22 protein-coding genes and 1 riboswitch are annotated in these 19,319 nt (G+C 62.8%); of the genes, 11 read left to right on the top strand and 11 right to left on the bottom strand.

All coding sequences use genetic code 11. The features are described from left to right. Positions 1-36 precede the first annotated feature (36 nt). From PU133_RS02740 to PU133_RS02730, 3 genes are read left to right on the top strand one after another with little or no spacing between them, the layout of a single operon-like run. Entirely contained in the window at positions 37-333 is a 297-nt protein-coding gene (locus PU133_RS02740; protein WP_404864418.1) for a YciI-like protein, read from the top strand. 1 nt (position 334) lies between these two features. After that, positions 335-763: an EVE domain-containing protein gene (locus PU133_RS02735; protein WP_404863400.1), complete on the top strand. Its 429-nt coding sequence runs from the start codon at positions 335-337 to the stop codon at positions 761-763. Continuing rightward, positions 764-1,435, top strand: coding sequence for a class I SAM-dependent methyltransferase (locus PU133_RS02730; RefSeq protein ID WP_404863399.1), 672 nt, complete (start codon positions 764-766; stop codon positions 1,433-1,435). Positions 1,436-1,439: 4 nt separating this feature from the next. Here the strand turns inward: PU133_RS02730 and PU133_RS02725 are convergent, their stop codons facing one another. After that, complete coding sequence (locus tag PU133_RS02725) at positions 1,440-1,982, bottom strand: L,D-transpeptidase (RefSeq protein ID WP_404863398.1); 543 nt, start codon at positions 1,980-1,982, stop codon at positions 1,440-1,442. Positions 1,983-2,104: 122 nt separating this feature from the next. Between PU133_RS02725 and PU133_RS02720 the strand changes: the two genes are divergently transcribed. The 3 genes from PU133_RS02720 to PU133_RS02710 all read left to right on the top strand — a co-directional run bounded on the left by PU133_RS02720 (position 2,105) and on the right by PU133_RS02710 (position 3,691). Further along, a complete protein-coding gene (locus tag PU133_RS02720; RefSeq protein WP_126007492.1) occupies positions 2,105-2,788 on the top strand; it encodes a response regulator transcription factor in 684 nt (227 codons plus the stop codon). A 25-nt stretch (positions 2,789-2,813) separates the two neighbouring features. After that, positions 2,814-3,272, top strand: coding sequence for a cyclic nucleotide-binding domain-containing protein (locus PU133_RS02715; RefSeq protein ID WP_404863397.1), 459 nt, complete (start codon positions 2,814-2,816; stop codon positions 3,270-3,272). 71 nt (positions 3,273-3,343) lie between these two features. Next, positions 3,344-3,691: a hypothetical protein gene (locus PU133_RS02710; RefSeq protein WP_404863396.1), complete on the top strand. Its 348-nt coding sequence runs from the start codon at positions 3,344-3,346 to the stop codon at positions 3,689-3,691. Between the two features lie 64 nt (positions 3,692-3,755). On the opposite strand, the gene PU133_RS02705 is transcribed toward PU133_RS02710, so the two are convergent. The 9 genes from PU133_RS02705 to PU133_RS02665 form a co-directional block, all read right to left on the bottom strand. After that, entirely contained in the window at positions 3,756-3,926 is a 171-nt protein-coding gene (locus tag PU133_RS02705; protein WP_164527764.1) for a hypothetical protein, read from the bottom strand. A gap of 77 nt (positions 3,927-4,003) precedes the next feature. Beyond that, positions 4,004-4,687, bottom strand: a complete 684-nt coding sequence (locus tag PU133_RS02700) for an exopolysaccharide biosynthesis protein (RefSeq protein WP_404863395.1) — start codon at positions 4,685-4,687, stop codon at positions 4,004-4,006. A gap of 86 nt (positions 4,688-4,773) precedes the next feature. Then, positions 4,774-5,583: an exodeoxyribonuclease III gene (locus PU133_RS02695; protein ID WP_126007484.1), complete on the bottom strand. Its 810-nt coding sequence runs from the start codon at positions 5,581-5,583 to the stop codon at positions 4,774-4,776. Between the two features lie 99 nt (positions 5,584-5,682). Continuing rightward, positions 5,683-6,363 carry an outer-membrane lipoprotein carrier protein LolA gene (locus PU133_RS02690; protein ID WP_126007482.1) on the bottom strand — a complete coding sequence of 227 codons (681 nt, stop codon included), beginning with the start codon at positions 6,361-6,363 and terminating at the stop codon, positions 5,683-5,685. A 100-nt stretch (positions 6,364-6,463) separates the two neighbouring features. After that, positions 6,464-9,274, bottom strand: a complete 2,811-nt coding sequence (locus PU133_RS02685; protein ID WP_404863394.1) for a DNA translocase FtsK 4TM domain-containing protein — start codon at positions 9,272-9,274, stop codon at positions 6,464-6,466. Between the two features lie 116 nt (positions 9,275-9,390). Further along, positions 9,391-9,624: a DUF2798 domain-containing protein gene (locus tag PU133_RS02680; RefSeq protein ID WP_199864404.1), complete on the bottom strand. Its 234-nt coding sequence runs from the start codon at positions 9,622-9,624 to the stop codon at positions 9,391-9,393. 44 nt (positions 9,625-9,668) lie between these two features. After that, a complete protein-coding gene (gene leuD / locus PU133_RS02675; protein WP_404863393.1) occupies positions 9,669-10,274 on the bottom strand; it encodes a 3-isopropylmalate dehydratase small subunit in 606 nt (201 codons plus the stop codon). A gap of 111 nt (positions 10,275-10,385) precedes the next feature. After that, a complete protein-coding gene (locus PU133_RS02670; protein WP_404863392.1) occupies positions 10,386-10,637 on the bottom strand; it encodes a hypothetical protein in 252 nt (83 codons plus the stop codon). 80 nt (positions 10,638-10,717) lie between these two features. Next, positions 10,718-11,905 carry an NAD(P)/FAD-dependent oxidoreductase gene (locus tag PU133_RS02665; RefSeq protein WP_404864417.1) on the bottom strand — a complete coding sequence of 396 codons (1,188 nt, stop codon included), beginning with the start codon at positions 11,903-11,905 and terminating at the stop codon, positions 10,718-10,720. Positions 11,906-11,961: 56 nt separating this feature from the next. On the opposite strand from PU133_RS02665, the gene PU133_RS02660 reads away from it, so the two are divergent. Further along, complete coding sequence (locus tag PU133_RS02660) at positions 11,962-12,888, top strand: HpcH/HpaI aldolase/citrate lyase family protein (RefSeq protein WP_404863391.1); 927 nt, start codon at positions 11,962-11,964, stop codon at positions 12,886-12,888. Continuing rightward, positions 12,885-13,091 (top strand): DUF1737 domain-containing protein, encoded by a 207-nt coding sequence (locus PU133_RS02655; protein ID WP_404863390.1) that lies wholly within the window; start codon positions 12,885-12,887, stop codon positions 13,089-13,091. The genes PU133_RS02660 and PU133_RS02655 overlap by 4 nt, the downstream gene beginning before the upstream one ends. A 22-nt stretch (positions 13,092-13,113) precedes the next feature. Here the strand turns inward: PU133_RS02655 and PU133_RS02650 are convergent, their stop codons facing one another. Then, on the bottom strand, positions 13,114-13,536 hold the full coding sequence (locus tag PU133_RS02650) for a metallopeptidase family protein (RefSeq protein WP_126007468.1): 423 nt from the start codon (positions 13,534-13,536) through the stop codon (positions 13,114-13,116). A 288-nt stretch (positions 13,537-13,824) separates the two neighbouring features. Here PU133_RS02650 and PU133_RS02645 point away from each other — a divergent pair, with 288 nt between their 5' ends. The 3 genes from PU133_RS02645 (at position 13,825) to gcvT (ending at position 19,310) form a co-directional block, all read left to right on the top strand. Further along, positions 13,825-15,027 carry an ABC transporter substrate-binding protein gene (locus PU133_RS02645; protein ID WP_404863389.1) on the top strand — a complete coding sequence of 401 codons (1,203 nt, stop codon included), beginning with the start codon at positions 13,825-13,827 and terminating at the stop codon, positions 15,025-15,027. A 35-nt stretch (positions 15,028-15,062) separates the two neighbouring features. Then, a complete protein-coding gene (locus PU133_RS02640; protein WP_404863388.1) occupies positions 15,063-17,777 on the top strand; it encodes a methyl-accepting chemotaxis protein in 2,715 nt (904 codons plus the stop codon). A gap of 109 nt (positions 17,778-17,886) precedes the next feature. After that, positions 17,887-17,985: riboswitch (glycine riboswitch) on the top strand. 227 nt (positions 17,986-18,212) lie between these two features. Next, complete coding sequence (gene gcvT / locus PU133_RS02635; RefSeq protein WP_404864416.1) at positions 18,213-19,310, top strand: glycine cleavage system aminomethyltransferase GcvT; 1,098 nt, start codon at positions 18,213-18,215, stop codon at positions 19,308-19,310. Positions 19,311-19,319: the final 9 nt, after the last annotated feature.

Genomic DNA, 19,319 nt, shown 5'->3' with positions numbered 1-19,319 from the left:
GCTCAAGCCCGATCGTCAACGAACGCGAGTATGCCGATGTATTTCGCCGCCATCTGCCGGGACAAGCCCGGCGCCTTGCAATTGCGGCTGGATACGCGTCCCGCCCATGTCGAGCATCTCAATGCATTGAACGCCAACGGCGTCCTGAAAATCGCTGGACCGCTGCTCGGCGAAGACGGCAAGCCGTTCGGCAGCCTGTTGATTTTCGAATGCGCCGACCTTGCCGAAGCCGAAGCCGTTGCCGCCGCAGACCCTTATGCCAAGGCCGGCCTGTTCGAGACCGTCGAGATAACGCCGTGGAACTGGACGTTCAATCCGCCGGAGGCGCGCTGACGTGGCATATTGGCTGTTCAAGTCTGAGCCGTTCAAATGGTCGTGGGAGATGCAGAAGGCCCGCGGCGAGAAGGGCGAGCAGTGGGATGGCATCCGCAACTACCAGGCCCGCAACAACATGCGCGCCATGAAGGTCGGCGACAAAGGCTTCTTCTATCATTCGAACGAAGGTCTTGAAGTCGTCGGCATCGTCGAGGTTTGCAGCGAGATCCATCCGGATACGACGATCGACGATCCTCGCTGGGAATGCGTGGATATCCGCGCCGTGTGCGACATGCCGAAGCCGGTGACCCTGAAGGACGTAAAGGCCAATCCGAAGCTGGCCCAGATGTCACTCGTCACGTCGATGCGCCTTTCTGTACAGCCGGTGACGGACGATGAATATCTGGAAGTCTGCCGCATGGGCGGGCTCGACAAGCCGCCGCGCTGAATGGAAAGCGCGGCCGATCCCGACCTGATCGCCGAGCGCTTCATCCGCGAAAACACCAGTGTGACCCGCCCGCCCCATGTGCCGGAGATCGCGCTGCATCTGGCGACGGAAGCCCACGATCTCTGGCTGAAGACCGAGGAAGAACTCGGCACCATCGGCCTGCCGCCGCCCTTCTGGGCGTTCGCCTGGGCCGGTGGCCAGGGACTTGCGCGCTACGTCCTCGATCATCCGGACTGCGTGGCCGGCAAGAGCGTGCTGGATTTCGCGACCGGTTCGGGCATCGTCGCGATCGCGGCGCTGAAGGCCGGCGCGAGAGAGGTCTTTGCGGTCGATACGGACCGTTGGGCGCTCAGCGCCTGCAAGCTCAACGCCACACTGAACCGCGTGACGATGACCACCACATCGCATGATCTGGTCGGGATGGACGAGGGGTGGGACGTGCTGCTCGCCGGCGACGTCTTCTACGATCGGGCGATGACCCAGGCGATCCTGCCCTGGTTCAAAGCTCTCGCAGCGCGCGGCGCCACCGTTCTCGTCGGCGATCCCGGCCGCAGCTACAAGCCCGCCGATCATCTCGAGACACTGGCCACCTATGAGGTGCCGGTGCTGACGGCGCTCGAGGATTCCGAAGTCAAACGCACCAGCGTCTACCGCTTCCGCGCGGCGCCGTGATATCTTAACCGGTGACCACGACGCGTGTGCCAGTGTTCACCGATCGCAGCAACCGCAGCATATCGCGACGCGCCAGCGCAATGCAGCCTTCCGTCGGCAGATAGCCTGGGCGAGCGAGATGCATGAAAATGGCGCTGCCGCGGCCCGCCTGGCGGCTGGCAATGTTCCAGTCGAGCACGAGGACGATGTCGTAGAGGTCATCCGTCCGCCGCATCGTTTCCGCGCTTGCTGGAAATGGCAGTCTCACCGGGCGATTGTAAGCCGCATGCCAGGGCGCATCGCACCAGCCGGCGTCATGGCGAATGGGCTGCATGGGCAGCGCGGTGTCAGGACGCGGCCCCTTGTCGCTACGCCAATAGCCATGCAGCACCGCCAGGTCGGCGCGCGGCGTGGCGCCATCGCCTTCGCGCTTGAAGGCCGAGATGCCACCCTTGCCGAGCGCAACATCGAAGACGACGCTGCCGCCTCCGACCGATAGAAGACCGCGACTGTGCGCACCCGGCTTGCGACGCACGGTGACGATGGATGGCGATAACGGACCTATCAATTTGCAGTGTCTCGGCGGTCTGGAGGATCGGCGATCACATTTACCACTTTGAAGGCGAAGGCAAAGCGCCTAAACATTCGGCGTTGCGCACTGATGCGCAAACCGAGCACAGGAGCTGCCCCATGACCTCACGCACCATCCTGATCGTCGACGATGATACGGATTTGCGCGAGACCTTGAAGGAGCAGCTTGCGCTCTGCGAGGAATTTGAACTCCTGGAAGAGCCGACTGCCACCAAGGGCGTCAATACGGCGCGCAACGCGTCCGTCGACCTCCTCATCATGGACGTCGGCCTGCCGGACATGGATGGCCGCGAAGCGGTCAAGCTTTTGCGGAAGGGCGGCTTCAAGTCCCCCATCATCATGCTCACGGGTCACGATACCGATTCCGACACCATTCTCGGTCTGGAATCCGGCGCGAACGACTATGTCGTCAAACCTTTCCGCTTCGCGGTTCTCCTCGCCCGTATCCGCGCGCAGTTGCGCCAGCACGAGCAAAGTGAAGATGCCACCTTCACTGTCGGGCCCTATACGTTCAAGCCGAGCCAGAAGCTCCTCACCGACGAGAACGGCGGCAAGATCCGCCTGACGGAAAAGGAATCGGCCATCATCCGCTACCTCTACCGTGCGGATCAGAAGGTGGTGACGCGCGATGTGCTGCTGGAGGAAGTCTGGGGCTACAATTCCGGCGTGACGACGCACACGCTCGAAACCCACGTGTACCGCCTGCGGCAGAAGATCGAGCGCGATCCATCCAACGCCGAAATCCTGGTGACGGAGAGCGGCGGATACAAGATCGTCCCGTGATGCGCTCAAGGACAAGCATCGCTCCATGTCCCTGAAAGACGACATCACGATCTTGGGCGATGTGCCGATTTTCGGCGATCTCAGCGACGAACAATTGCGCCTGGTAGCGTTCGGTGCCGAGCGGCGCCGCATCCCTGCGGGCCAGGTGCTCTTCCGGCAAGGCTCCGCGGCTGATTGTGCCTATGCGGTGGCGAGTGGTGCGTTCGATCTCGAACGTACCGATCATCAGGGCCGGACGATCAAGCTCGGCGCAGCCAGGCCGGGGACACTTCTTGGCGAGTTGGCGCTGATTTCGCTGACCGAGCGGAAGACGACCGCCGTCGCTGCGGAATCATCCGAGGTGATCCGCATCACCCGCCCGCTGTTCAACCGCATGATCGAGGAATATCCCGAACTCGGGACCATCATGCAGCGCCGTATCGAAGCCAATCTTCAGCGCCTGATCGACGATTTGAGCGCCCTGTCGCCACGCCTTGGCGGCTAGCTGAGCGGACGGGCTGAACAAACCACCGAGCTCCGCGTTTCCTGTTCATGAAAATGATCATGGAGACAAACATGTTAGACCGGCCAGAAGGCGAGCGCGAACACACGACGCGCAAGGAAGATTACAAGGCTTACACCGAACGCGACATCGACGAGGGCTGGCCCTATAGCGACGAGCCAGGCAACGAGGAAAGCCGCCTGCAGGGCAACCGTCCCTATGCCGATGAGGAACTGGAAGAAGTGCCGGCAGGCGTCGATGGGTTTCATGTCGAGGAACTGCCTGATCCAGTCGGCGGATCCGGTCAGATCGGCGTAGAGGGCGACATCGAAGCTGAAGATGAGATCGATGAGGGCGCAGACCCGGATGAGAGCGCCGATCCGGAAGTCGATCCACGTCCGGTGGACAAAGACGCCGACTGAGCTGACGGCATCCAACGAAAAAGGGCCCCGAACGAGGCCCTTTTTTTTATCCTGATTGGCGATCTTACGTGTCGCCATTTCCCTTGTGCTTCTTCGGCTGCGTGGCCGAAACGGGGTCGCTGGCAGGGAACGTATCTTCCAGACCCTCTTCCAGATTGTCGTCGGTATCCTGGTGCTTGCGCTCTTCTTCCAGGCTTTCCTTGGCGGGGTTTTTCGTCTTTTCGGAATCGTTCATTTTGTAAGCCTCCTTGGTTGGAGGGATAACGCATGGGCCCGCATGATGTTGCGCTGTCGCTTAAATAAGAGCCGATTTTACATCGCTTCCACGGCGTTACCGACAAAGAGGAACAGCGCCGAGCCTCCGCCTCCCAGAACGATGTAGCCAAAGAGGGCCAGAAGCCCGTCCCGGGTGACGAGTGCCGTGGCGAACAGCGTGACGGCCGTGGCCAGCAGGGACGATGAGAACGGCACGAGCTCGAAGAACGGCATCGCCGCACCGCACGCGACGCACAGGAACTGCGGGATGAGAGCGAGAGGCGGCTGAACGAGCAGCTCCAGGCGCGGGCGCGTGATCCTGTCAGCAAAGCGCACCGGCCGCTCCATGAAGTCCAGCGCCCGGTTCAGCCGATCGCGCCCGACCTCCCGCTTCAGGATCCATCGCGGCAGCCAGACATGGTTGCGCTGCAGGGCCATCTGCACCGAGATGAGAGCGATGATGAAGCCTCCGATCGATGAGAGCCCCGGAATGCCGCTCAACGGGCTGATGATGATCAGGCCTGGCACCAGCAAGAGCGGCGCAAAGGATGCGCGACCGAGCGCAGTGACGATATCCGCAATTGAGACGACGTCACCATCGCCAGCCGCCCGAACACAGGTGACGATGGATTGCAGAGGGTTGTCATCGTCCATTGCGAGCGTGCCGCAGTCTTCTGCACCCGCGCCCGCACCCGCGTCTGAGCCTTCGCCCGCTCGGTCCTCATGTCCTGCCTCGTTCAAATGATTGCGCTTTCGATGATGTGCGATGGATGATGAACGAACGAGATCGGTGGTTGTTGCCCGTAGAGCGCTATGCGGGCGATTGTCTAGAGATCGAAATGGGCGATGACCGGAACGTGATCTGATGGACGGTCCCAGCCGCGCGCCTCGCGCAGCACATCGATCCGCGTGAGGTTCTCGACGAGATCGGCCGACGACCAAATATGATCCAGCCGGCGCCCGCGGTCGGACGCTTCCCAATCCTTGGCGCGATAGCTCCACCAGGTGAAGATCTTCTCCTCCGGCGGGATGTGCACGCGCATCAGATCGGTCCATGCACCTGAGCTTTGAGCCAGCAGCAGTCCTTCCGTTTCGATCGGCGTGTGGCTGACGACGCGCAGCAATTGTTTGTGCGACCAGACATCGGTTTCCAGGGGCGCGATGTTGAGATCACCGACAAGGACGGAGGATATGCCCTCTTCCCGTTCCCGCTCGGCATGCACAAGCTTCAGTTCGGCCAGATAAGCGAGCTTGTGCGCGAATTTCGGATTGATCTCCGGGTCGGGCTCGTCTCCGCCCGCCGGGACGTAGAAATTGTGGATCCGGATGCGCTTGGCGCCCGCCGCGATGACGCAGGACGCATGCCGGGCATGGCCCACATCGCCGAAATCCATCCGTTCTTCGGCGAGAATTGGGGTGCGCGAGAGTGTCGCGACGCCGTGATAGCCCTTCTGCCCGTGCGCGAGAATGTGCTCGTAGCCGAGCTTGCGCAGACGTTTGAAGGGAAAAGCGTCGTTCGGACATTTCGTTTCCTGCAGGCACAGGACATCCGGACGGTGGCTTTCGAGAAAGGCTTCCACGAGAGGCAGGCGAAGACGAACGGAATTGATGTTCCACGTGGCAATCGAAAACGACAAAGAGAAAATCCCCGGCAGATGATGCCGGGGATGTATCGTGCACCTTGCCTTCGAGGCAATGGCGGAAGTTTTGGCGCGCTCAAATGGCGCAAACAGGCCTTAACGCTGCGTGCCGCGTCCGCGCAGCTGATCATAGGGCACATCGAAGACGTTCGCGGCAAAATCGACGCCGGTGCGGACGTTCATGATCATCACCGTCGTTTCCTTGTTCTGCGCGTCCAGCATCGTCCACTGCTTCAGATCATAGGTGTTCGGGTCGAACATCATGGTGATCTTCGAATTGCCGAACATAGAACTGTCCGACATGACGATGGTGATCAGATCCGGCTGCTGGTTGACCGACTCGACGTTCGATGCTGACAGATCGATGCTTTCCGACAGAAGAAGCGCCAGAGGCGTCCTGTTCAGCGGATAGACGTCCCAAGTGCCAAGTTTCTGGTTGCCGATCACCACCGAGTCACCGTCCGAAATCACGCGAATCGGCGACGGCTCCTGGTAGTTGAACCGCATCTTGCCGGGCCGGGCGATGTGAAAGGTCCCGCCGGTCTGTTCGCCGCGTGGCCCGAACTGAACGAAGTCACCGGTCATCGTGCGGATCGAGGCGAAATGGTTCGCGATCTGCTGGGCGATCTGGCTGTCCTGCGCTGCTGCAGGGGTCGGAATGGCGGCTGCCATCGGCATCGCCACGAGCGCCATGGCCAGCAGGCCGACTGCGCCCTTCAGCACGGAGCGCCGCGAGCGGGCGCTGGTGTTTGTTCCTGCTTCGAGTCTTGTGGTCATCGTCTTCTCCTACGAAGCGTTTTTTCCCAATCAACTGCGGCGCCACTATGTCGGTTCCTCGTGCGGCGAGAATGCCGCACCCAACACGCTTGGAGCGCCGTCACCGACCGGAAATGTCGTCTTCGGTCGGCACCAGGATTTCGCGCTTTCCGGCATGGTTGGCGGGACCGATGACCCCTTCCTTTTCCATGCGCTCGATCAGCGATGCCGCGCGGTTGTAGCCGATCCCGAGGCGGCGCTGGATGTAGGACGTCGAGACCTTGCCATCTCTAAGAACGACGGCAACGGCCTGATCGTAAGGGTCGTCCGAGCCTTCAAGATTCGATGTCCCTGCCGGACCACCACCGCCGCCGCCTTCGCCGTCATCGTCGTCTTCCGTGATCGCGTCGAGATATTCGGGCACGCCCTGCGCCTTCAGATGCGCCACGACGTCCTCGACTTCCTCGTCGGAAACGAACGGCCCGTGCACACGCTGGATGCGCCCGCCGCCGGCCATGTAGAGCATATCACCCATGCCGAGCAGCTGTTCGGCGCCCTGCTCGCCCAGAATGGTGCGGCTGTCGATCTTCGACGTGACCTGGAAGGAGATGCGGGTCGGGAAGTTCGCCTTGATCGTGCCGGTGATGACGTCCACCGACGGACGCTGCGTCGCCATGATGACGTGAATGCCGGCAGCACGCGCCATCTGCGCCAGCCGCTGCACCGCGCCTTCGATCTCCTTGCCGGCGACCATCATCAGGTCGGCCATCTCGTCGATGATGACGACGATGTAGGGCATCGCCTCCATCGCGAACTCTTCCGTCTCGTAGACCGCCTCGCCGGTCTCGCGGTCGAAGCCGGTCTGGACGGTGCGCGAGATGGTATCGCCCTTCTTCAGGGCCTGCTCGACGCGCTGGTTGAAGCCATCGATGTTGCGCACACCGATCTTCGACATCTTCTTGTAGCGCTCTTCCATCTCCCGGACGGTCCATTTGAGCGCGACGACGGCCTTCTTCGGATCGGTGACGACGGGCGTCAGAAGATGCGGGATCCCGTCATAGACGGAAAGCTCGAGCATCTTCGGGTCGATCATGATCAACCGGCATTTCTCGGGCGACATGCGGTAGACGATCGACAGGATCATCGTGTTGATGGCGACCGACTTGCCCGAGCCGGTGGTACCGGCGACGAGCACGTGTGGCATCTTCGCGATGTCCACCACGACGGCGTCGCCGTTGATCGACTTGCCGAGCGCAAGCGCAAGCTTCGCCTTGGACTGTTCGAAATCGCGGCTGGCGATGATTTCGCGCAGATAGACCGTCTCGCGACGCGCGTTCGGCAATTCGATACCGATGGCGTTGCGGCCGGGTACCACGGCCACGCGGGCGGCGATCGCGCTCATCGAGCGGGCGATGTCGTCGGCAAGACCGATGACGCGTGACGATTTGATGCCTGGCGCAGGCTCCAATTCGTACAGTGTCACGACCGGGCCGGGCTTTACCTGGATGATCTCGCCTTTAACGCCGAAATCCTCCAGCACGCCTTCCAGCATGCGCGCATTCTGCTCGAGAATCTCGTCGGAGAGGCTCGCATCGCGACCGAGGTTCTTGGCCTCGTTCAGCAGGTCGAGCGACGGCATGTCGAACCCGTCGCTGCCCTCTGCCGCCGCTTCGCGGTTGATGCGGACGGGCTTGCGCACCTTTTCGACAGGCACCGGGGCACGGGCTGCCTGCGGCATCTGTACCGGGGTGGGAGCGGGGGCTGCAACCGTGCGGGCAGGCTGGCGGCGAGGCTCCGGCGCCCAGTCGGGCTCGACCATGCCGTCATCCAGATCCTCAGCGTCGTCGTCAACGGCGTGCAGACGATCATCGAGATAGCTGTCATCCTCGTCAATCGCCATAGGCTCCTCGAACGAGGGCTCGATCGGCCGGGCAGGCGTGCGGCGTTTCGGCGCCGGCGCGAAATCGAGCGCGTCGTCGTCGTTGTCGATACGGTCATCGAGTTCGATCGATGGCGCTATGCGGCGCTTGACGACAGGTGCTTCCGCCAATTCCGGTTCGCGACGGCCATCCAGGGTCACGAAGGTATCGTCGTTGAAATCGTAAGGCTCTTCGAATTCGTCACGGCCTCGGTCTTTCCCGATGCGTCCACCGCTGATCCGGCGCGCCGTAGCCCGCATGGAATACCACCAATGTGCCATCGCACCGAGCGCGAGCAGGCGGCCGCTTTCCGGCTCGAAATCGTCGTCCTCGATGTCGTCCTCGACGAGATCATCCTCCTCGTCGGCATCGAAGACGTCGCGGCGATCGACCAGCACGGCGGCATACATGGAGAGCCAGACTGCAGGACCGATGAGCACCAGCCCGATCAGCACGGAATAGATGCCGGAAGGAAAGCCGCCGATCAGGGAGGCGGGGACGCGCAGAATCATGTCGCCGAAAACACCGCCAATGCCCGTGGGCAATGGCCAGTGAGCCGGCGGCGTGACGCAGGCGAGCACGGCGGAGAAGAGAGCCGCGCCGATGATCCATGCGACCATCCGCCGGAAGACCGGCACCAGCGGTACGCCGCGAAAGAGGAAAATGGCCCAGAAGACAGGGGCGATCATGGCAAAGACGGCGCCGAGACCGAAGAACTGCATGCCGATATCGGCGAAAGCGGCACCCGCAAAGCCGAGCGCATTGGTGGGGCGCCCGCCATGGGCATAGGAGAAGCTCGGATCGTTGACGTTCCAGGTTGCCAATGCGCCGACGGCGAAAGCAAGGAGAGCGACGATCGTCAGCGCGCCGGTGATGCGCAACGGTGTTTTCAGAAGTGGCGGAACGCGAAAGATCGATCGCTGATTCTGCCGGGCAGCCAGCTGGCTGTATCCCGGTCTTTCACGTCCGCGTCCGCCGAAACTGCCGTTTTCAACTTCGATTGCTCGTCGCATGCCACACCCGCATTGCGCGCCGCAATTGGCGCGAATTACGGGCAAACACTAGCCGCGCCATGGTTAATGGCCGCTTAACTCACGTCTTGGAAGCATTGGGAGGAAGGTCGGACGCGCTAGAGCGTCATGCGCTGGATGGCGCCCCTGACGAGCGGCGCGACGACGGTCATGATCGGGGCGGCCACGAGCCACGATGGGATCCATGCCTGGAACCAGAGGGCTCCGAGTCTCGGATCGGACAACCCGACCGCCGAAACGGTCGAGATGCCGGAGACGATGCACGTCATGATGCAGGTGACCACGACGGCAAACAGGATGGGGGCGGCCCAGCGCGGAACGAAGGGAGTCACCGTGTGACCCCTTCTGCTTCGACACCGAAGGGCCGCACCATTGGTCAGGCCCAGGGACGGGTGTCGGCGAGCTTGGATTCGTAACCGGAGATCGCCGAAGCGCGTTCCATCGTCAGGCCGATATCGTCGAGACCGTTGAGCAGGCAATGCTTCTTGAAGGAATCCAGCTCGAAGCGGATGACGCCGCCATCCGGGCCGCGAATTTCCTGGGCTTCAAGATCGATCGTCAGGGTCGCATTAGAACCGCGCTCGGCATCGTCGAGCAGCTTTTCGAGCTCGTCCTTGGAGACGACGATCGGCAGAATGCCGTTCTTGAAGCTGTTGTTGTAGAAGATGTCCGCGAAGCTCGTGGAGATGATGCAGCGGATACCGAAATCGGCGAGCGCCCAGGGCGCGTGCTCGCGAGAAGACCCGCAGCCGAAATTGTCGCCCGCAACGAGGATCTTCGAATTGCGATAGGCTGGCTTGTTCAGGACGAAATCCGGGTTCTCGGACCCGTCTTCCAGGTAGCGCATTTCCGAAAACAGTCCGGTACCGAGACCGGTGCGCTTGATGGTCTTCAGATAGTCCTTCGGAATGATCATGTCCGTGTCGATATTGACGATCGGCAGTGGCGCCGCGACACCGGTAAGCTTGTCGAACTTTTCCAAAGGACTGATCTCCGCTTCAATTCCAGCCCGCTTTAGCAAAGCCCGGCCGGAAAATGAAGAGGTTTGACGTCGCTCGCACGTCTCGAGAGAGAACCGCGCGGCGATTACGGCTTACTGATCGATGATCGTCCCGCGGCCGTCGTTCCAGATGCGCGGCTCGCGGTTGCGCCGGCCATTCTGCGTACGGGCCATAACGGGGCGAGCCTGATTGGATCCGAAGACTTTGAGTGCAAGCGCGGTGCTCAAGCCGACGACCAGCACGATGCCGACGAAGGCGAGGCCGAGTGCGGCCATGATGGCGAAGGATGCAACGGCCAGGGTGAGGCCGATGACGGTTTGGATCGCGTTGCGCAGCGTGTCCATCAATTGGGTATCCTGTTTCAACACCGTCAATGTGGAGCTGCAATCAAGGCGCTTCAATGGCAGCGGCGCTCACGAACATGTCAAATGACATTGCGCTCCAGAAACGGCCGGCCCTGCGGGATGCGGCCGAACCCGAAAGCGCTGCAGTCGATGGTGCGGTATGCACCATGCACGATCATTTCCGCGACCGCCCGGCCAGCCGCCGGCGCCTGCTGCAGGCCGTGGCCCGAGAATCCGTTGATGAAATGAAAATTCGCGATCTCGGGATGCGGGCCGATCACCGCGTTCTGGTCGAGCGTGTTGTATTCATAATGCCCTGCCCAGGCACGCTCGAAACGGATCGCTTCGAACGCCGGAACCCGGTGGGCGAGCGCCGGCCAGATGATCTCGTCGAAGAGATGATAATCCGGCTCGAAATCATCGGCCTCGGCAGCCGCGTCCCCAGGCGGCGTCGTTCCCGTGATGAAGAGGCCTCCTTCCGGCCGGACATAGACGCCGCTCGGATCGACGGTCAGCGGCATCGCCGGCAACATGGTGCGGGCCGAAAAAACGAACACGGTGCGCTTGCGCGGCTCCACCGGAAGGTCGATGCCGACAAGCGCCGCCAACCTCCCGGCCGACGGACCGGCCGCATTCACCAGCGCGCCGCAGGAAAACTCCGACCCGTCATCCAGGCGGCATGTCTGCACGCGACCGCCCTTCACCTCGACGCCCGTGATCCGCGCTTGCAGAAAGGCCACATTGCGACGCCGGAGTTCGCCCCGGATGATCGCCAGCAACCGGTGCGCATCAAACCAGCCCTCGCCGCTCCGCCCAAAACCACCCGCCGCCAGCCCTTCCGTGTTCAGCCAATCGAACTGCGCAGCGAGCTCGGCCGAATTCAAGAGCGCGATATCGGCACCTGCGGCCTTTTGGACGGCATGGTTGGCTTCGATCTGTGCTTGTCCCTCGGCGCTTGCGAGAATGAGGTAGCCGTTCTCCGTCAACCCCACATCGGCGTCGGGCCCGAAGCGATCGACGAGGCCGCGGATGAAGTCCAGCCCGAACAGCGACAGCGCGATGTTCTCGGGTTCGGAGAATTGCTGGCGGATAGAGGCGGCCGAAAGCGTGGTCGAGGCCTTCGAGTAGGTGGGATCGGGCTCGACAATGGCGATCGACCCGGTAAAGCCCTCTTCCCGCAGGAAGAGTGCAACCATGCTGCCCATGATTGCGCCGCCTGCGATGACAATGTCGAAACGGGAAGACGGGGAAGTGCTCGTCGGAAGAATCACGGGTGCTCGCTCAAGCTCTTGCGTGGCTGCAGCCTGAAAGGCAAAACAGCGCCATGTCAAATCGCTCCGCCGCCGAACAACAGCCGTCCCGTCCCGTCCGTCCGCGCCGAAGCGTTCTCTATGTGCCGGCGATCAACGAGCGCGCCATCGCCAAGCTGCCGACGCTCGACTTCGATGTCGTGATCTTCGATCTGGAGGATTCCATCGCACCAGACCAGAAGGATGCAGCGCGGGAAAACATGCGACAGGTGCTGCGCGATCTGGATCTGCAGGGCCGCGAGCGCATCGTCCGCATCAACGGGCTCGACACGCAGTGGGGAACGGAAGACCTGCTCGCCGCCCGCGCAGGCGGCGTCGACGCGATCCTGCTTCCCAAGGTCGAGGAGCCGGCGGCGATCCAGACAGCCGCCTCCGCGCTCGATCAGACCGACGCACACGAGACGATGCGGCTCTGGGCCATGATCGAGACGCCGAAAGGCATCATGAATGCCGGTCATGTTGCCGCTGCGGCCAGAACCTACGGCTCACGGCTGGATTGCTTCGTCGTCGGGCCGAACGATATTGCGAAAGACACCGGCGTTCGCGTCACTCCGGGCCGGCCATATCTCGTGCCTTGGCTGATGCAGATCCTGCTCGCCGCGCGCGCCTTCGGGCTTGATGTGATTGATGGCGTCTACAATGATTTCCGCGACACGGAAGGCTTCGCCGACGAGTGCCGCCAGGGCCGCGACATGGGTTTCGACGGCAAGACGCTGATCCACCCGGCCCAGATCGCGGCAGCCAACGACGCCTTCGGCATCGGCGTTGACGAGCGACAGTATGCGGAACGCATCGTCATGGCGTTCGACCAGCCTGCAAACGCGGCCAAAGGCGTCATCAATATCGATGGGCGGATGGTGGAGCGGCTGCATCTGATCGATGCCCAACGCCTTTTGACCAAGGCTGACGCAATTGATGCGCGCAAGGGAGCACGGAAATGAAACTCTATCGACTGCTGACCGGACCGGATGACGCGAGCTTCTGCCACAAGGTGACGGCAGCACTGAACAAGGGTTGGCTGCTCAGCGGCTCGCCGGCCTACGCATTTGACGCGGAGACGAAGGCCATGAAATGCGCACAGGCGGTCTACAAGGAAGTCGAAGGCGTGGATTACGTCCCGGAGATGAAGCTCGGCGAGCAATGACGGCCAGCTGTGGGTCGACCGGTCAGTCGACCGTCTCTTCGATCCGCTCCATGTCGTCGTCGCTCAAGCCGAAATGGTGGCCGATCTCGTGGATGAGGACGTGGGCGATGATGTCGCCGAGCGTTTCCTCGTTTTCCGCCCAATAATCGAGAATGGGACGACGATAGAGCGTGATGCGGTTCGGGAACTCGCCGGTTTCCAGCGAAAAGCGCTCGCCGACACCGCGGCCTTCGAACAGCCCAAGCAGGTCGAACGGGGTCTCGAGCGCCATGTCCTCGAAGATTTCGTCTGACGGAAAGTCGTCCAACCGGATAATCACGTCGCCGGTCAGAGCACGGAACTCGTCGGGCAGGCGTGCAAACGCCTCGCGTGCCAGTGACTCGAATTCCGCCAGCGAAGGCGCATAAGCCCTCGTCCAGTCGTTCGTTTGGTCCATTTCCGCCATCGGTACCCTTTCTTTCGGGCCATATAGGCGATTGCAGCGTGCAGTGCGAGAGGCAAAGCGCTGCGCGACATTGCTCGACGCGACGACCAAGCCGAGCCAACAATGCTCGCGCGAAGAGCACCATTGATCCATGTCAATTCGTGGGTGCGGCGTTTAACCTTTTTTAGGATGCATTTTATTCAATAGTGCGGTCGGCTTCGGAAGGTGTGGGCTCTCCGAATACATGATTGTTTGTCGACACTCCGGCATGCCCGGGATGCTGTACACACGCTATCCTCGGGGGATCACATGTCGCATGCACGGCGCCTTGGCGGCGGACGGACCATTGCAGCCTTCATTTCGACAGCGCTGTTCGCATCGACGGCCGCTTTCGCGCAGGAAGCATCGCCCAGAACGAGCGAAAACGGCGTGTTCGCCGACCGCATCGTATTCGGTCAGGCGGCTCCGCTGGAAGGCCCGGCCAGTGCGCTCGGCCTTGGCATGCAACTCGGCATCCAGGCGGCATTTCATGAAATCAACACGGCCGGCGGAGTGCACGGGCGACAGCTCGAGCTGATCAGCCGCGACGATCATTATGAACCGGCGCGATCCATCGACGAGGTCCGGCGCCTCATCGGCCAGGACAAGGTGTTCGGCCTGATCGGGCCGGTCGGCACGCCCACATCGGCCGCGACGCAGCCGATCGCCATGGAAACCAATGTCCCCTTTATCGGCGCCTTCACCGGTGCCGGCTTCCTGCGCGATCCGAAGCTCACCAACGTGGTCAATATTCGGGCGTCCTACGACGCCGAGACCGAAACCTGGATGAAACTGCTCGTCGACGAGCGCAAGCTGAAGCGCATCGCCATTCTTTACCAGGACGATGCCTTTGGCCGTGCCGGCCTCAGCGGCGCGGTCGCCGCCCTGGAACGCCGCGAAATGGAGCTTGTGGCGCGCGGCACCTACCAGCGTAACACGACCGCCGTGAAGGCGGCGCTGCTCGAACTGCGCAAGGCCAACGCACAGGCCGTCGTGATGGTCGGCGCCTATCTGCCGATCGCCGAATTCGTGAAGGTCGCCCGCTCGATCGACTTCGACCCGACATTCGTCAACATCTCATTCGTCGGCTCGGACGCGCTCGCGTCCACGCTGGAGGGTGAAGGCGAAGGCGTCATCGTCTCGCAGGTGGTCCCCTTCCCGTGGGACGAAACCAACCCCCTGATCGCGGCCTACCAGGCAGCGCTTGCCAATGTGGATGGCGAAGCGAAGCCGAGCTTCGTCAGCCTGGAAGGTTACATCACCGGCCGCCTCGCAGCGATGGCGATCGAGGAAGCCGGCCCCGAGCCGACGCGCGAAGCGTTCCTGAACGGCATCCGCCAGCGCGGCAGCTTCGAGATGGATGGCCTCACGCTGCAGTTCGGTCCTGAAGACAATCAGGGCCTGGACGACGTCTTCTTGACCGAAATCGGCCCTGACGGTGCGTTTCGCCCGCTCGCCGGCCCGCAAAGCTGATCGCTTTGCCCGACAAACCATCAGGAACCAGAATCATGGCAACTCATAACGAGACCAAACCAGTGTCCGCCGTCGCAAAGCGACGTGGTGGCCTCGGTGTGCGCGGCAAGCTCACGGCCGCGGTCGCCGGCATCTCGACGCTCACCGTCGTGGCGATCGGCATCGCCGTCGTGTCCTTCCAGGGTGCACAATCGGAATTCAAGCGCTTCAACGAAGAGCAGGTGCCGCAGGTCATCAGTGCCGGCGAACTCGCCACGTTCAGCACGGACGTGACGATTGCGTCATCGCAGCTCATCAACGCCGAAGAAGAAACCGAACGCACCGCGGCGTTCGAGCGCCTGACTGCCGCAGTCGGCACGCTGATCTCCAGCGCGGAAGCCCAGGGCAGTTCAGCCGACAGCGCGCCTGCGGTCGTCGAGCTGCGCGAGCGCGCACAGGCTTTCGAAGCCAATCTGGACGAGCTCGACGGCCTGACGCGCCAGAACATCGTCATCCGCGAAGAACGCGACCGACGCCTCGTCGAACTGTTCGCGCTCCATGACAGCCTTGCGCTGGCGCTCCAGCCGCTTGCCGACGATGCCTATTACACGCTGATCTTCGACGGCGAGTCCGCGGCAGTGGAAGCAAGCGACGTCATCGGCGGCATCCTCAATGAGGACATGCAGACGTTCCGCCGCCTGCTCAGCCTGCGCATCGAAGCCGGCTCCACCAGCGCGGCGACATCTGGTTACCTTCTGACCGAAGACGGCGCGCTTGCACGCACCTTCGACGATCGCATGATCGCCGCCTCGGACCGCCTGAAGCTTCTCATCGAACAATTGCAGGCATCGGGCAATCTGCCGCCGATCGAAGCCGAGCTCACCATGCTGGCCGACATGCCGACGGCCGCGCGCACCATGCGCCGTGACCCGCTTTTCGCCAGCGGTTCCCCAGCAACGCGCCGCTTCATGTCCCAGCTGATCGATGTCGGGCACTCGGTCGACCTGGCGCTGATCGATGCCGTCGACGACATGCTGTTTGATCTTACGATCGGCGGCGAACGCGCTGTCGAGCGCAGCACGGCGACCATCACGGAGCTGGTCGACATTCAGGTGAAGCAGCTCAAAGAGACGCTGGAGATGATCTCCACGCTGCGCGAATTTACCGCGCTCATCGTTCAGGGCGCGCTGACCAACGATCCCGAGGCCATCCGCCGCCTGCAGGATCGTGCGCTCGGCCTCTTCCTGACGCTCGGCACCAAGATGCAGGCAACCGGCTATTCCGATGACGCCGGGCAGCTGCCGCAATTGCAGACATTCGCCGACAGCAACAACGGCCTGATCGCACTGCGCGGCCAGCAGCTCGCCATCACCGAAGAGGTCGGCATGATCGTCGACACGGTCTTCACCGACACCGTGGCGATGAACGGACTGATTGCGCAGGTCGTGGATACGCGCCGCGCTGCAATTGCGGCCGACTCCACCGCACTGGCCGAAAGCCTTCAGGCCCGCGGCTATCTTCTCATGACGCTTGGCGCGGCGGTGCTCCTCCTGGCCGGCCTCATCGGCTACTTCGTGATCTCGCGCGGTATCGCTCGCCCGTTGACCAGCCTGATCGGTGCGACGCGCGATCTTGCCGATGGCAAGCTTGACGTGACGATCGCCCATGCCGGCCGCAGCGACGAGCTGGGCCAGCTGGCCCGCGCCCTCGGCGTCTTCCGCGAAAACGCGATCGAGAAAGCCCGGATGGAAGCGGAAGCCGAAGGCACGCGTGCCGAACGCGAGGCAAACCGCGAAGAGCGCGAGCGCATCAAGGCCGAGAATGCCCGGGTGACGCAGATCGCCGTCGATGCCCTCGGCGAGGGCTTGGCGCGGCTTGCCGAAGGTGATGTCTCGGTGCGCCTCGACGAGCCTTTCGTATCGAGCCTCGAAAGCCTGCGGCTGCACTTCAACAGCTCCATGCACAAGCTCAGCGAGACGCTGGAGATGGTGCGGGAGAACGCACACTCGATCAGCAGTGCATCCGCCGAAATGCGGGCCGGCACGGATGACCTGTCGCGCCGCACTGAACAGCAGGCCGCATCGCTCGAAGAGACCGCAGCGGCGCTTGAGGAAATCACTGCGACAGTGCGCAATTCGTCCACCCAGGCCGACAACGCCCGCCGCATGGCAGACGAAGCCAAGGCCGGCGCGGAGCGCTCCCGCGTGGTGGTCGAGGATGCCATCGCGGCGATGGCCCGCATCGAGGATGCATCGGGCCAGATCGCCCGCATCATCGGCGTCATCGACGAGATTGCCTTCCAGACCAACCTTCTTGCACTCAATGCCGGGGTCGAGGCTGCGCGCGCCGGAGATGCTGGGCGCGGCTTCGCGGTCGTAGCTCAGGAAGTCCGCGATCTGGCAGGCCGTGCAAGCGGCGCGGCCAAGGAGATCAAGGAACTGATCAACCGCTCCGGCACGGAAGTGGATGCCGGCGTGAAGCTTGTCCGCGCCACAGGCGATGCGCTGAGCGAGATCGAGCAGCATGTCGTTCAGGTCAACGCCGCAGTGGCGACCATCGCGACGGCCGCCCGCGAGCAGTCTGCGGGTCTCGGCGAGATCAACCACGCCGTTAATCACATGGACCAGATGACCCAGCAGAACGCCGCGATGGTGGAAGAAACCACCGCCGCGACGCACACGCTGGCCGGCGAGGCCGAAGCACTGCGCGAGCTCGTCGCCCAGTTCGTCATCGACGAACCGGCCCGCAGCACACAGCGCCGCGCAGCCTGAACGACAGCCGAAGCGGCAAGCTTGAAAAATACTGCGGGCGGGCGATCGCGGATCGCCCGCCCGTTTGCGTCATCCGCTCTTGCATTTGCGTCGGTTTCGCATAACGTGCGGCCACTCGATGGGAGAAGCCGGACCCCGCTTGGGAGCGCCGGTGCCGAAGGAGCAATCGCCCCCGGAAACTCTCAGGCAAAAGGACCATCGGGTACCGACAGACTCTGGAGAGAGGCGCTCGTTGCAGCGTCCGCCGAAGGGATAACAATCTCAGGCAAAGGGACAGAGGGGGCGTCGTGTCGAAGGCATTCCCGCCTTCGTGTTGAACCGACGCCGGTCGTATGAGCCTTGCCGCCCTTTTTCGGGATCAAGGCTTCCGGCGCAGTCCGGAGATGACGCTTGGGCGACGCAGCAGCACCCCTTTTGAAGACCCCGCTTCACGCGATGCATGTGGCCGCCGGCGCGCGCATGGTCCCCTTCGCGGGCTACGACATGCCCGTTCAATACGCCACCGGCGTCATGCGCGAACACCTCCACACGCGCCAGAAGGCGGGTCTGTTCGACGTGTCCCATATGGGCCAGGTCGAACTTCACCCTAAGGACGGCGCGGTCGGAACCGCGATGCGTGCGCTGGAGACCCTTGTCCCCGTATCCATCCTTGCGCTGAAGCCCGGCCGACAGCGTTACGCGCTCTTCACCGACGAGAATGGCGGTATCCTCGACGATCTGATGGTGGCCAATCGCGGCGATCATCTCTTCCTCGTCGTCAACGCAGCCTGCAAGGCGGCCGACATTGCCCATCTTGAGCGTTACCTCGCTGACAGCTGCGAGGTGCGCGTGCGCGACGACCGTGCCCTGCTCGCACTCCAGGGTCCGAAAGCCACGGACGTCCTGGCAAAGCTCGACCCGGCCATCGCCGACATGGTGTTCATGGATGTGCGCGATGCGAACCTTGACGGCATTTCCGCCATCGTCTCGAGGTCCGGCTACACGGGCGAGGACGGCTTCGAGATCTCCGTCGCCGCCTCCGATGCGCCCGAACTTGCCCGGCGGCTGCTGGAGAACGAGAACGTCGCCTGGATCGGGCTCGGCGCCCGCGATTCGCTGCGTCTCGAAGCCGGCCTCTGCCTTTATGGCAACGACATCACCAAGGCGACGACACCCGTCGAGGCAAGCCTCGAATGGGCGATCCAGAAACCGCGCCGCACCGGCGGCGAGCGCGCAGGCGGCTTTCCCGGTGCCGACATAATCCTGAAGCAGCTGGATGACGGCGCACCGCGCCGCCGCGTCGGGCTGAAACCCGAAGGCCGCGCCCCCGTGCGCGACGGAGCCCCGCTTTTCGCCGAAGCAGAAGGCGGCGAGCCGATCGGTCGGGTCACCTCCGGCGGTTTTGGCCCAAGCGTCGACGGCCCGATCGCCATGGGGCTCGTTCCGACCGAGACAAGCGATGCTGGCACGAAGCTTTATGCCGAAGTGCGCGGCAAGCGGCTCCCGGTCGTCATCTCGCCCCTACCCTTCATCACCCAAACCTACAAACGATAATCACCGAGC

Source organism: Georhizobium sp. MAB10, from assembly GCF_045012825.1.
Classification (GTDB): Bacteria; Pseudomonadota; Alphaproteobacteria; order Rhizobiales; family Rhizobiaceae; genus Georhizobium; species Georhizobium profundi.
Note: the sequence above shows the minus strand (reverse complement) of the source record. Positions and strands in the feature narration are given on the sequence as shown.